Source organism: Leucobacter coleopterorum, from assembly GCF_011382985.1.
In the GTDB taxonomy this organism is placed as follows: Bacteria; Actinomycetota; Actinomycetes; order Actinomycetales; family Microbacteriaceae; genus Leucobacter; species Leucobacter coleopterorum.
The window spans coordinates 461,586-473,623 of record NZ_CP049933.1 but is presented as its reverse complement, the minus strand read 5'-3'; the positions used below and the strand labels follow the sequence as shown (position 1 = coordinate 473,623).

13 protein-coding genes are annotated in these 12,038 nt (G+C 63.3%); 4 read left to right on the top strand and 9 right to left on the bottom strand.

Annotated features, from left to right (window positions below):
• Positions 1 to 10 precede the first annotated feature (10 nt).
• A complete protein-coding gene (locus G7066_RS02270) occupies positions 11 to 1,642 on the bottom strand; it encodes a TIGR04028 family ABC transporter substrate-binding protein (protein ID WP_166328720.1) in 1,632 nt (543 codons plus the stop codon).
• A gap of 206 nt (positions 1,643 to 1,848) precedes the next feature.
• On the opposite strand from G7066_RS02270, the gene G7066_RS15535 reads away from it, so the two are divergent.
• From G7066_RS15535 to G7066_RS15525, 3 genes are read left to right on the top strand one after another with little or no spacing between them, the layout of a single operon-like run.
• Positions 1,849 to 2,988 (top strand): FAD/NAD(P)-binding protein, encoded by a 1,140-nt coding sequence (locus G7066_RS15535; RefSeq protein ID WP_244303201.1) that lies wholly within the window; start codon positions 1,849 to 1,851, stop codon positions 2,986 to 2,988.
• Positions 2,928 to 3,548, top strand: coding sequence for a hypothetical protein (locus tag G7066_RS15530; protein ID WP_244303199.1), 621 nt, complete (start codon positions 2,928 to 2,930; stop codon positions 3,546 to 3,548). The genes G7066_RS15535 and G7066_RS15530 overlap by 61 nt, the downstream gene beginning before the upstream one ends.
• Positions 3,515 to 3,946 (top strand): hypothetical protein, encoded by a 432-nt coding sequence (locus G7066_RS15525; protein ID WP_244303197.1) that lies wholly within the window; start codon positions 3,515 to 3,517, stop codon positions 3,944 to 3,946. The genes G7066_RS15530 and G7066_RS15525 overlap by 34 nt, the downstream gene beginning before the upstream one ends.
• Here the strand turns inward: G7066_RS15525 and G7066_RS02260 are convergent.
• From G7066_RS02260 to G7066_RS02235, 6 genes are all read right to left on the bottom strand, one after another.
• The gene (locus G7066_RS02260; RefSeq protein WP_166328718.1) at positions 3,879 to 4,229 is read right to left on the bottom strand and encodes a hypothetical protein; all 351 of its coding nucleotides are present in this window, start codon (positions 4,227 to 4,229) and stop codon (positions 3,879 to 3,881) included. The two genes, G7066_RS15525 and G7066_RS02260, sit on opposite strands and share 68 nt — an antisense overlap.
• A gap of 46 nt (positions 4,230 to 4,275) precedes the next feature.
• Positions 4,276 to 5,034, bottom strand: coding sequence for an SDR family NAD(P)-dependent oxidoreductase (locus G7066_RS02255; RefSeq protein WP_166328716.1), 759 nt, complete (start codon positions 5,032 to 5,034; stop codon positions 4,276 to 4,278).
• A 13-nt stretch (positions 5,035 to 5,047) separates the two neighbouring features.
• A complete protein-coding gene (locus tag G7066_RS02250) occupies positions 5,048 to 5,839 on the bottom strand; it encodes an SDR family NAD(P)-dependent oxidoreductase (RefSeq protein ID WP_166328714.1) in 792 nt (263 codons plus the stop codon).
• Positions 5,836 to 7,179 carry an MFS transporter gene (locus G7066_RS02245; protein ID WP_166328712.1) on the bottom strand — a complete coding sequence of 448 codons (1,344 nt, stop codon included), beginning with the start codon at positions 7,177 to 7,179 and terminating at the stop codon, positions 5,836 to 5,838. Before G7066_RS02245 ends, G7066_RS02250 begins: the two co-directional genes overlap by 4 nt.
• Before the next feature lie 35 nt (positions 7,180 to 7,214).
• Positions 7,215 to 8,099 carry a polysaccharide deacetylase family protein gene (locus tag G7066_RS02240; protein ID WP_166328710.1) on the bottom strand — a complete coding sequence of 295 codons (885 nt, stop codon included), beginning with the start codon at positions 8,097 to 8,099 and terminating at the stop codon, positions 7,215 to 7,217.
• A gap of 67 nt (positions 8,100 to 8,166) precedes the next feature.
• Positions 8,167 to 9,180 carry an asparaginase gene (locus G7066_RS02235; protein WP_166328708.1) on the bottom strand — a complete coding sequence of 338 codons (1,014 nt, stop codon included), beginning with the start codon at positions 9,178 to 9,180 and terminating at the stop codon, positions 8,167 to 8,169.
• Positions 9,181 to 9,435: 255 nt separating this feature from the next.
• Between G7066_RS02235 and G7066_RS02230 the strand changes: the two genes are divergently transcribed.
• On the top strand, positions 9,436 to 10,440 hold the full coding sequence (locus tag G7066_RS02230; RefSeq protein WP_166328706.1) for a LacI family DNA-binding transcriptional regulator: 1,005 nt from the start codon (positions 9,436 to 9,438) through the stop codon (positions 10,438 to 10,440).
• An 85-nt stretch (positions 10,441 to 10,525) separates the two neighbouring features.
• On the opposite strand, the gene G7066_RS16780 is transcribed toward G7066_RS02230, so the two are convergent.
• Together G7066_RS16780 and G7066_RS16775 are read right to left on the bottom strand one after the other, a co-directional pair.
• Positions 10,526 to 11,116 carry a cytosine permease gene (locus tag G7066_RS16780; RefSeq protein ID WP_280116190.1) on the bottom strand — a complete coding sequence of 197 codons (591 nt, stop codon included), beginning with the start codon at positions 11,114 to 11,116 and terminating at the stop codon, positions 10,526 to 10,528.
• Positions 11,117 to 11,118: 2 nt separating this feature from the next.
• Entirely contained in the window at positions 11,119 to 11,979 is an 861-nt protein-coding gene (locus tag G7066_RS16775; RefSeq protein WP_280116189.1) for a purine-cytosine permease family protein, read from the bottom strand.
• Positions 11,980 to 12,038 lie beyond the last annotated feature (59 nt).

The window sequence follows — 12,038 nt, the reverse complement described above, 5'->3', positions numbered from 1 at the left end:
TATTGTCTACTTACTTGCCGAGTGTGATGTCGTAGAAGGAAGGCCGGCCGATGGACTCTGTGTGGAAGCCCTTCACCGATGAGCGCAGGCCAAACACCTGTGGTTCTTCGAAGAGGGGCAGCACATATGCCTGTTCGGCGAGGCGTTGCTGCGCGGCGGCCGAAGCCTTCTGGCGTTCTTCGGTCGTTGGCACCGAGGCGACCTGATCAAGCAGACTGTCGAGCTCTGTGTCGTGCACGGTCTTGGTTTTTGTGTCGAAGTTCAGCAGTGCATTGCGATTCGTCGAGTAAAACTGCGACTTGAGCACGTCGTAGTCCGCGCGGCCGACCATTGAGTGATACACCTGAATCTTGTCTTCGTCGAGGCGGGCCTCGTCTTGTGCGGCCTGGTCACCCGCAAACAGTTCGACACCGACCCCGATCTTTGCCAGCTGCTCTTGGATCAGCGTGACGACCTCTTTGGAGCGCGGCTGCGGCAGCGCCTCATTGAAGGTGATACTGAGCTTCTGCCCGTCCTTCTCGCGGATTCCGTCTGATCCGGCAACCCAGCCGGCCTCGTCGAGCAGTTTCGCTGCCTTCGCGGGATCGTACTGGTAGTACTTCGAGGTGTCGGTGTAACCGAGCGCGGTCTTTGCGAGAATGCCGGTCGCGAGCGGGTAGTTCTCTGTAAAGAGTGTGTCGACGATCTTCTCGCGGTCAACACCCGCGATGATCGCCTGACGCACCTTGATATCGTTCAGCAGCGGGTGATTGAAGCGCAAGCTCAGACTGTTGTTCACACCGTTGGTCGAGGCCGCGACGAGGGTAAGGCCGTCAGCCAAGAACTGGGCCTCGTCAGGAGCGGGGATCTGCCGCGCGATATCGGCCTGGCCCGAAACCACAGTGCCAACACGCACGCTCGCTTCCGAGACCACCACAATGTCAATGCCATCGATCTGCGCAGCCCCCTGGTGGTCGCGAGCCTTGGGAGCCCAGTCGTAATCCCCGCGAGTAGTGAGCTTCAGCTCCGATCCGACTTTCTCATCGGCGATCACAAACGGACCGCTGCCGATGATCTTGTCTGCGTTGCCAGGCCCGAACTCCTCGCTTGTGCGGTCGAGAGTTTTGTTCGACAGCAGCCCCGAGTTGATCGTGGAGACCGCCTGCGCAAAGCCAGGCGACGGCGCGGTGAAGAAGAACTTGACCGTGAGCTCGTCGATCACTTCGCCGCGATCGTAGTTGTTGATCGCTTCAGAGACCGAGAGCGCCCGCTTCGTGTCGCCCTTACCAAAGAGGTCGAGGTTCTTTACGACGTTCTCCGCGTCGAGGGGTGTGCCGTCTGAGTAGGTCACTCCGTCGCGCAGCTTGAAGGTGTACTCGGTGGCCTCGGCGTTGACCTCTGGCAGTTCGGCCGCGATCCACGGCTCAAGTTCGAGCGTTTCGGGATCCTGGTAGAGCAGCCGGTCCGTGACCTGGTTGAGCACACCACCGTTCGGGTAGAAACCGCCGGCCGGTGGGTAGAGCGTGTTCCAGGTCTGCGGCTCGAGATAGGTCAGCGTGTTGCCGCCTGCCGAATCCGTCCCACTCGCGCTCGCGGAGCAGCCGGTCATCGCGAGGGCGACTACAGCTAGTGCTCCGACCAGGGCGATGCGAGGCTTCTTCATGAGGTCTCCTTCAAGTTCTGGCGGGCCGTTGTTGGCAGTTCCGCCGGTTGGTGGGCAGTGGCACCGTTCGATGCAACAAAAGCTATTGTTATACGTGACATTACTTTCTGAATATCTCCGACGTAACAGAACTTCATGTTGGGGCCCCGCCGTCACATACGGTCACACGGTTGCGCCCGCCCCGGTGCGCCGCGTATAACGGTCACATGACCTCGAAACCTTCCCGCGCCTCAATCGCCATCATTGGGGCGGGGCCACGCGGCACGTCACTCATCGAGCGGATCGGCGCCTCGCTCACAGGCCCGACCGCACTCGACCTGCATGTGATTGACGAGGCCCAGTCGGGAGCCGGCCGCATCTGGCGCACCGATCAGACACGCGAGCTGTGCATGAACACACTTGCCGGCGCGGTCACCCTGTTCACCGAGGAGTCAAGCTCGGTCGCGGGGCCCGTACTCCCCGGGCCGACGCAGTACGAGTGGTGCGTGCTGGTGCGCGATACGGGTGCGGTTCAGGATCAGGGCCACGCTAGCAACGTCCCAGCCTCGACGCCGTCGCCAACGATTCCGCCGGCACACACGGAGGCGTTCCATTCGTACCCGGTGCGCGACGGCCTTGCCGCCGAGTATCGCGAAGAGCTCGCGGGGATCCTGCCCGAGTCCCACCCCAGTCGTGCGCTCTACGGCGAGTACCTGAGCTGGTGCTATCACCGTGCTGTCGCCCAACTGCCGGAGGGTGTGCGTGTGATCCGGCATCGCAGTCGCGCGGTTGCGGCCAATCGCGCCGATCGCCCCGACTCGCGCGAAACCATCCTGCTCGCCGACGGCACCAACGTCACTGCAGACTCCGTGATCATCGCCGCCGGGTGGCTGCCTCGCAACGAGACTTCGGCAGAGCAAGTATTGGCCACCGCGGTCGCAGAGCGACCCGAGCTCACCTGGGTGCGCCCAGAGAGCCCGGTCGACCAGGATCTCAGCGGCATCGCCCCCGGATCCGACGCGATTGTGCGGGGCCTCGGCATGGGGTTTTTCGACACAATGGCGCTGCTCACGGTGGGCCGCGGCGGCGTGTTCGCGCCGGATCCGGCAGCCCCCGGCGGCCTATGCTACACGCCGTCTGGGCGCGAGCCGATCCTGCACGTGACGTCGCGGCGCGGAGTACCGTTCCGGGCGAAATCGCTCTACCATTCACTCCCCCCGAAACCCGCGCAGCGTTTCTTGCGCGGGTTGACTGGGAGGCCGCTCCGCGCCCCATCAACTTCGATCAACAGCTGTGGCCTCGGATCGTGGCCGACGCGTATCTCGACTACTATGCAACGCTGCATCGAATGCGGCCTTTGGCGCTGACCGCGAATCCCGACACGATCCACACGGCAATTCTCGAAGCACTCAATTTGCTGCTGGCCAATGAGGTGCCCGTCCACCTCACCGCCGCGCCCGCGCGCATCGGTGAGTCACTGGCGAGGTTCGTGCCGGATCCTGCCGACCGCTTCGACCTCGCCGCTGAAATCGAACCGGTCGACGGTGTCTTCGCGCAGCCAGCGGACTTCGATGCCTGGGTGCGGGATCGCGTCGCACGCGACCTGCGCGAGGCGGAGCTGGGCCGAGACAGCGCACTGAAGGCAGGACTCTGGTCAGTGAGCACCGCGCGGGCGGTAGCAAACAAGATCGGTACGCTGGGCAGTTTCGACGCCGAATCGCGCCGCTCGGGATTCGCGCTGCTGCAGGCGGTTGGCGGCATGGTGGGATCGGGCCCGCCAGCCTTCCGCAACCGACAGTTGCTCGCACTTGCCGATCAGGGACTCGTGAGGTTCATTGGGCCGGGGCTGCGGTGTCTATCGAGGATCAGGGTTTCGCAGCGGCATCACCGGCTGTGGCGGGATCGCGGGTCACGGCTCCCGCGCTGATCGACGCGTGGATGCACTTCCACGACCTCACAGAGACGCGGGATCCGCTGTCGCAGAGCCTCCTTGACGCCGAACGAGCTCGGCCGTTCAATGTCGCGAAGCGAGACGGCAGCGAGACCGCCGTAACCAGGGCCTTTGATGTTGATGGTGATACGGGACGACTCGTTCGTGCCGACGGCACGCTCGATCCTACCCTCCACGTGGCGGGGATCCCGGTCGATGACACCCTGCACGACACCATCATTAGCCCGATGCCGGGCACCGATCCCCCGATGCTGCGCGAGACCGACCGGGTGGCCCGCAGCGCGCTCGCAATTGCCGGGGTGTCGGTTACGGCAGCGAGACAGGGCTCTCAGAGCGCTCCACACGCAGCGCCGTCAGCAGTTCCGCAGCGCTAGGGTGCACCGCAGGCTCAGCGAGCGGTCCAGCCAGCAAAAGCTCCAAACAGTTACGTGCCGCTTCGCGATCAGCCGGTTCGCACGGGGTTGCAGGCAGCGCAACGGCCTCCAACAGCGCCTCAACGCTGTGCACGACCGAGGCCTGACCGGTGCTTGACCGCACGTTCCACGCCTCCCCAAAGCGGGTGACGTTTGTGTGCGGTCCCGCCTCCGCGTCCACCAGCGCTGTGAACGCGGAGCCGATCCCGAGCACCCCAACTAGCTGCGTGAGCTTCGTGCTCACCGCACCGCCCGGGCATGCACCGCACATCGTAGTTCTCCGACTCCCGTTAGGGCATCACGTCGCCGCTGTTGGGGCCCAGCGTTTGCCCCGTGTAGAGGTCGCCCGAGGGCGAGGCCGCAAGCAGCAGCGCGGTGGGAGCGACCTCCTCGGGCGTGCCAAAACGACCAACCGGCAACTCGGCCCGTTTTGCGTGTTTCCAGTCTTCTGAGAGACCACCGATCAGCGGCGTCTCAATCGGACCAGGGGCGATCGTGTTCACCAGGATGCGGTGTGGAGCGAGCTCAAGCGCGAGGGCCTTACCCAGACCGATCACGCCCGCTTTCGCGGCGGTGTAGTGGGCAAGGTTCACGCCGCCTTTGATGCCGAGTTGAGAGGCGACGTTGATGATCCGGCCGCCACCGCGCGCAACGAGGTGCGGTGCCACCGCACGCGCGGCAAGAAACACGCCGGTCAGGTCGACCGCGACGGTCGTGTTCCACGTCGCGAGGTCCATTTCCAGAAACGGGGTCTCGTCGAGGATCCCCGCACTCGACACCAGGATGTCGATCCCACCGTGCGTGGCGGCCGCAGCGTCAACAGCGGCAACCATCGCCTCCTCGTCGGTCACGTCAGCGGCGTGCGTCGTGACGGCGACGCCCGCGGCCCGGCACCCAGCAGCGACCGTTTCAACCCGCGCCGGATCCCGATCGAGCAATGCGAGCGCAGCTCCTTCACGGGCATACAGCGCGGCGATTGCCGCACCGATGCCACTCGCCGCACCAGTGACCACCGCAACGCGGCCCGCCAGTTGTCCAGTCTGATTCATCTCGCGGTCCTCCCTAACTCGGCCAGCGAACGGTGAGTCCGCCGTCCACGATCAACTGCTGCCCGGTGATGTACCCGGCGTCGGCAGAGGAGAGAAAACGGATCGCCCGCGCGCACTCGTCAACGTTGCCCACACGACCCCATGGAATGATCGACCCCGCAGCTTCGAGCCCGTCCTTGCCGAGCGAGTTCACGCTGTCGAGCGACTGCGGGCTCTCGATCAGGCCCGGGATCACGGTGTTGACACGAATGCCGCGCGGTGCAAGCTCAACCGCGAGCGAGCGGCACAACCCGAGCAGCCCCGACTTCGCTGCGGCGTAGTGTGCGTGCTCTTCCCAGCCGTACACACCTCCAGCAATGGAGGACGTCGCCACCATCGCCCCGCCTGAGGGCATGCGTGAGGCCGCAGAGCGGAACACACGCATCACGCCGGAAAGGTCAACCGCCATCATGTCGTCCCAGGCATCGTCGGTCATGGTTTCGATGGGATTGCGACGCAGGATTCCCGCGGCCGCAATCGCGATGTCGAGCCGCCCGAACGTGTCGATAGCGGCCTGCGCGAGCGCCTCGGTGCCGTGTTCACCGTCAAACTGACGCACGTCCATCGGCACGGCGACACAGCGCCCGCCCGCGGCCTCGACCAGCGCGACGGTTTCGGTTGCGGAGTGCGGATCACCCGGAAACACTCCGATCACAGAGTGGGCGCCGGCCCGAGCGTACGCTACGGCAAGCGCCTGGCCGATCCCGCTGGCACCGCCCGAAATAATGGCGACCTTGCCCGCCAGTTCGTCGTCGCGCGCGATCATGCTGACACCTCCGCGGGCTTCGCGGTGGAGGGATTACGAGTGCCGAGCATAAACAGCGCCGACAGAATCATGAACAGGGATCCGGTCAGTATCGCCGCGGTGCCCATCGAAACGCCAGCGCCGAGCAGTATCGCGAGCAGCGCCGACCCCGTGATACCACCGATCGGCGCCATCACGTGCGCCACGTTCGTGCCCATGCCGCGCACGTGAGCCGGGAACGACTCGCCCATGTAGTACAGCAGAGCGGCGTACGGCCCGGTCAAGAAGAACAGGGTGAGGGCATACATCGGGATCGTGAACCACGCCTCGCCCGGCCCGAGCAGCATGATAAGGCTGATCACGCCACCCGCGAACCAGCCGATCACAACGGTGTTTTTGCGCCCGATCTTGTCACCGATCCAACCGTGGAAGATGTAACCAGCGAAGCCAACCGCGTTCGCAAGCACCAGGATCAGCAGGGCGTTATCGAAGGAGACACCCTTCGCCTCGACCAACACGGTAGTACCGAGCACCGAGAAGATCTGGATGCCGACCCAGTTGGCGAACCAGGCGAGCGCGAGCATGGTCGTGTGACGGCGCAACGCGGGTGTGAACACGTCGATGAGTCCGGTCTTGTGCTCGCTGCCCGCCTCGAGGTCGTGCTCTTTCGCGAGGGCCTTGGCACCCACGACGTCACCGGCGGCCTGGCGTCGCCGCACCTCTTGGATCGCGGCAAACGTCGGTGATTCCGGCAGCCGCGAAGCCATGAGCACCACCACAAGCGAGAGCACACCGGCGACCACAAAGCTCCAGCGCCAGCCGATCACCGGCAGCAGCAGCGCGCTCAGGCCGGCAGAAATCAGCGCACCAACCGGCCATCCACCTTGCACAAGCGCATACATGAGCCCGCGGCTCTTCACGTTGCGGTAGATCTCGTTCAGGTAGACAGCGTTCACGACCTCCTCCGACATAGAGAAGCCGGAGAACGCGCGGATAATGACGAGCGAGGCCGCGCCAGCGGCGAGGCCGGTGAAGCCCGAGGCAACGGCGCCACCGATCATCAGCAGAATCAGCGCGCGCTTGCGGCCGAGCCGATCCAGAATCGTGCCGACAGCAAGTGACACAACAAAGACGCCGATCGTAGCGTAGGTGTTGATGGCGGCCATTTCGGCGGTTGACCAGCCAAACTCCTCGGCGATCACCGGAAGCAGGGTGCCAAACAGCGTGTAGTCGTACACCGAGGCCACCCAGGCGATGAAGCAGACTACGGACACCTTGGTGACGGTGGCCTTGGTAATGGGCACGTTCCAGGGCTCAACACCCTGAGTGGCACCCGTCGTTGGGCGCGTGTTGACGGACATGTGCAGTGGTTCCTAACTGAACGGAGTAGTGAGGGTTAGATCGCTCGCGGAAAGCGGGCAGAAAAGTCGCGGGCTACGTCTTCCATGAACATGAACTCGACGCCATCGTGACTCGAAATGTGGTCAAGGAGGCGCTCAAGCATGAGAAGGTTCTGGGGGCGGCCGCTCACGTCGGGGTGGATCGTGAGCGGGAAGACGGCGTAGTCCATCTCGCGGTAGACCCAATCAAACTGGTCTTTCCAGAGTTGCTCAACGTCGCGCGGGCTCACAAAGCCGTGGCTGTTCGGGCTGCCCTTGATGAACATCATCGGCGGCAGGTCATCGAGGTACCAGCTCGCAGGAATCTCGATGAGGTCGGTCTCTTCACCTCGCACGAGCGGGTGCATCCACTCTTTTGCGCTGGCGGCCTCATAGTTGATCTTTGTCCACGAGTCGCCCACGCGCACGTAGTACGGGGTGTGGTCGTCGTGCATCAGCGAGTGGTCGTAGAGAAAGCCGCGCTCGAGCAAGATCTCGTTCGTCACCTTCGAGAACTCCCACCACGGCGCGACGTAGCCGACCGGGCGCTTGCCGGTGCGGGTCTCGAAGAGCTCGATGCAGTGGTCGAGCACCTCGGTCTCTTGCTCGCGGGTCATCGCGATCGGATTCTCGTGACTGTAGCCGTGCACACCGACTTCGTGCCCGGCGGCAACTGTCGCGTCAAACTGCTCAGGGAACGTCTCAATCGAATGCCCGGGCCAGAACCACGTGACCGGGATCTGCCGATCCTGCGCGAGTTTGAGCAAGCGAGGCACACCCACCTCACCCGCGAACAGACCGCGGGAGATGTCGCCGGGCGAATCCTGCCCGCCGTACGACCCCAACCAACCGCCGACCGCGTCGACGTCGATTCCGATGCTCACCATAATTTTCTTGGCCATAACTACTCCTTTGTGTTTGTGTGGGTGTTGCTCACTGCTGCTGGTCTGAGGAATGCTACGTGCAACATCACGCTGCGTAGCGGGTAAAGGCTTCGGCAAAACGATCTCGGTGCGGACCGCTGAGCAGCAGTGCTGCGAGGATCCGAGCCTGGAACGGGTTGAGGTCCCCGGTCGGGATCGCGCCCGCCGCAACCAGATCGGTTCCGCCGCCGTTGCCATAAATAGGCACGACTGGCCCCCAGGGCACCCGAGTCGCAAGTAGAACGCTTGTGCCCTGCGCTGTCAGCCGTGCCACTTCTTCGGCGAACCCGGGGCCCGCGTTGCCAACACCCGTCCCCGCGAGTACCAAAGCGGCTGGTGCATGATCAGGTTCACCGCCGCTATTGGCCTCTGCCCAGCGTCGGGCGTTCTCACCCGCGGTGCGCAGCAGCGATACTTCGGCTCCGGGGTATGCGAAGACGATGTCAACTCGCGTGTGATCAAACGCAGCATGGAGCGGAAGTGGTTCGTGGGTGCTGGTCGGTGCGGCAATCTGGATCACCTCGCTGCCACGCCTGCGTGCCACGACGGTGCCGCCGGCGAACGGATCTCTCGCCGTTGTGTGAGTCTTGCGAGCCCCGCGCGCGGTTCGTGCGCGGCCCCCAAAAGCGATGAGCGTTCCGCTATTGCCGAGGGCCGGTTCTCCCGCGAAAGCAATGGCATCCTGCAGATTCAAGGGTCCGTCTGGTGACAAGCTGTCGGCGGTAAACTGTGCCCCGGTAAACACGACCGGGATCCCTCGCGGCACAACGAGCGATGCCAAAAACGCCGTCTCCTCCATCGTGTCGGTACCGTGTGTCACCACCAGGCCGCAGTTTGCCGGATCAGCGGTCTCGGCAATCAGCGCTTCACACACGGTGCGCAGTTCGGCGAGGCCCATGAGATAACTGCCGGTGGTGAGCACCTCTCGGGTACTGAGGTGTTGCTCGGAACGCACCAGCTGCGCGAGTGATTCAGCCGACTCGGCGGCTACCGCTCCCCCCACTTCACTGCGGGTAGACGCGATGGTCCCACCTGTGCCGAGAATTCGTATCTGGGGCACGTAACACTTCCTTGGGTTCAAACTGTGGAGGCCGCCTGGAATGGCGTTTTGTTGAGGGCAAACGATTGCCGCAAACGATTGCCTACATCATAAACATTGAAACTGCACTCTGGCAAGTCACGCTAGAACGGCGACACAAGCGCAACACCGCACCCCAAGCATCCTGTGAGAGAACGTCACTAAACTGAGGGGACGCTATCCATCCGAAGTGCACACTGCACCTTCGCAGCGCGCTCGAAGGAGAACCCGTTCAGCATGCAGGCCGCACGACCCGTAACGTTGAAAGAACTGGCCTCCGAGCTCGGACTGAACATTTCGACGGTTTCCCGCGTGCTCAGCGATCCGCTCGGCCGAGACGGCAAGTGGGCATCCCCCGACACAACACAGCGCATTTTTGCCCTCGCCGAAACACGAGGCTATCGACGCAACCCCTACGCCGCTTCGCTGCGCACCAACCGCAGTAACCTCATCGGGGTCATCGTGCCGCGTTTGCAAGACTACGTGCTCGCCACCATTTACGAGGGAATCGACGAGGCCGCGCTATCACAGGATTACCTCACGATGGTGTCGAACTCGCTCGATGTTCCGCAGCGGCAACGGGACAAAGCAGAACGGCTGCTCGATCACCGGGTCGACGGACTCATTTTTGGCGACGCGGCCGAGGCCAACCGCGGCTACCTCGATGAGTTGCGTGACCGTCGCGTGCCGCACACACTCGTCAGTAGGCGGATCGCGGGGCACACCTCGGTCACCTGCGACGACTACCGCGGCGGACAACTTATTGCGGAGCATCTGGTGGCTCGGGGACGGCGAGTCTTCGGGGTCATCGCGGGCAAGCCGGGCACCTCAACGTCTTCCGAACGCACCAGCGGATTTCTTGATGCACTGGCCGAACTCGGCATCACCGAGGATCAGGTCACCCTGGCACCGGGAGGGTTTGACGCCCCAGCCGGCCGCGAGGCTGCCGAACAAATCCTGTCTGAAAACCCAGCAACCGACGCGATCTTCGCGGTCAACGACTTCGCCGCTATCGGAGCCCTTGGGGTGCTGCACAACCGCGGGATCCGCGTGCCCGACGACATCGCACTCGCCGGCTACAACGACACCGCCCTCGCCGCTGGGGTCAACCTCACGACTGTGCGCTCCCCCATGCACGAGATCGGTTCTCGCGGGTTCGCCCTGCTCATTGACCAGCTCGGCGGTATCACAACCGAAAGTGAGCAGTTGCAGCCAGAACTCATCGTTCGCGATACCGCTTAACGAGAGCCGGTCACACCTCATCGGGTCAATTAGGCACAGCACTTTGGTACCGAAACTGTGCCCAATTGACCCGCTCAGAGAACATCTACCGCCGCGGAAGACCTGCGGATCCGACGGCACCCTCCGCAGTCGCCTCTCCCTCGCGCCGCTGGCTGTCTTCGACCACAGGCTTACGCGCAGACCGCACCAGCATCAGGTACACCACCGCCGTCACCACAAACCCAACCAGCCACGCAATGTCGATGTTCTGCAGCGGCGCGGCGAACGGCCCCGTGAACAACGGGGTCACCATGAACGGCACCTGGGCCGCCAGGCCGATCCCGTAACTGCCGAGCCCAACAGCGTTCCAGCGCCCATACTTGCCGTTGCGGGCAAACAGCGCATCAATGTCGTAGTCACCCTTGCGCACAATGAAGTAATCGGCCAGGTTAATTGCCGACCACGGGATCAGCACGTACAGCAGCAGCGTGAGGAAACTCTCGAACATGGTCATAAAGTCACCCTGACCAAGCAGCGCAATGAGCGTAGCAACCGCTCCACACACCAGGGTCGTCCACACCCGTGTACGGCTGGTGATCACCAGGCCGCGCATACCGGACTGCATGGCGGTCAGCGCGTTCATCACCGCGGAGTAGAGCTCTACGCCATTGATGAGCGCCGAGGTCACGGCAAACACAATCAAGACCAGGAGACCGATCGAGCCGAGGTGCTCCCCAATGCCGCGAGTGGGTTTTCGGGATTCGCCGCTCCCAGCAACACCCCGAGTGTCATGACGAAGACCGAGCTGACCACGAGTCCCAGATAGGTGGTCCAGAAGGCAGCCTTTGGGCCGGTGTCTTTGGGCAGATAGCGGGAGTAGTCAGAGACGTAGGGGGCATACGCGAGTTGCCACACGATGCCGATCGCGAGCATGGCAAAGAACCCCTCGAAGGTGAACTCCGCGTCGGCGCGCTGCGAGGTCACCTCAGGGCGGGTCCAGAGCATCACCATGCTGACGAGCACGGCGAGGGCAATAAGGATCGAGATGTACACCATCATCTTGCGCAGCATGTCGTAGCCGAACACGCAGAGTATCGTTCCAATCGCCGCAAAGACGACGATCGCGACCGAGGCGTTGAGGTCAGGGAACACCGCAAGCAGCGAGTCTTTGGCGACGAGCAAGATACTCGCGAAGAAGCCCATAAACATCACAAACGCGATAACCGCAAACAAGCTCGCGCCAAGGTATCCGAATTGCGCACGCGCCTGCAGCATCTGAGGGATCCCGAGGTGTGGACCCTGCGAGGCGTGAAGCGCGGACCCAAACGAGCCGATGACGTTGCCGACAAGGATCGCCGCGATGCTCCACCCAATGGGGAGCCCGTATGAGCCACTGGCCACGGCCCCCGTCACCACAGTCAACGGCATAAGGTTTAGCCCGAACCAGATGGCGAAGAGCGACCAGTTGGTCCCGGTTCGCTCCGTCTCTGGGATCGGCAAGATGTGCTGTTGCTCGAACCGCACAAACGACTTGGTCACAACCGGTGGTTCGTGATTCATGACTTTCTCCATCTGCTAGTGGGATCAGCGACCTTGCCAACCCGAAAGGTCACGCAGTG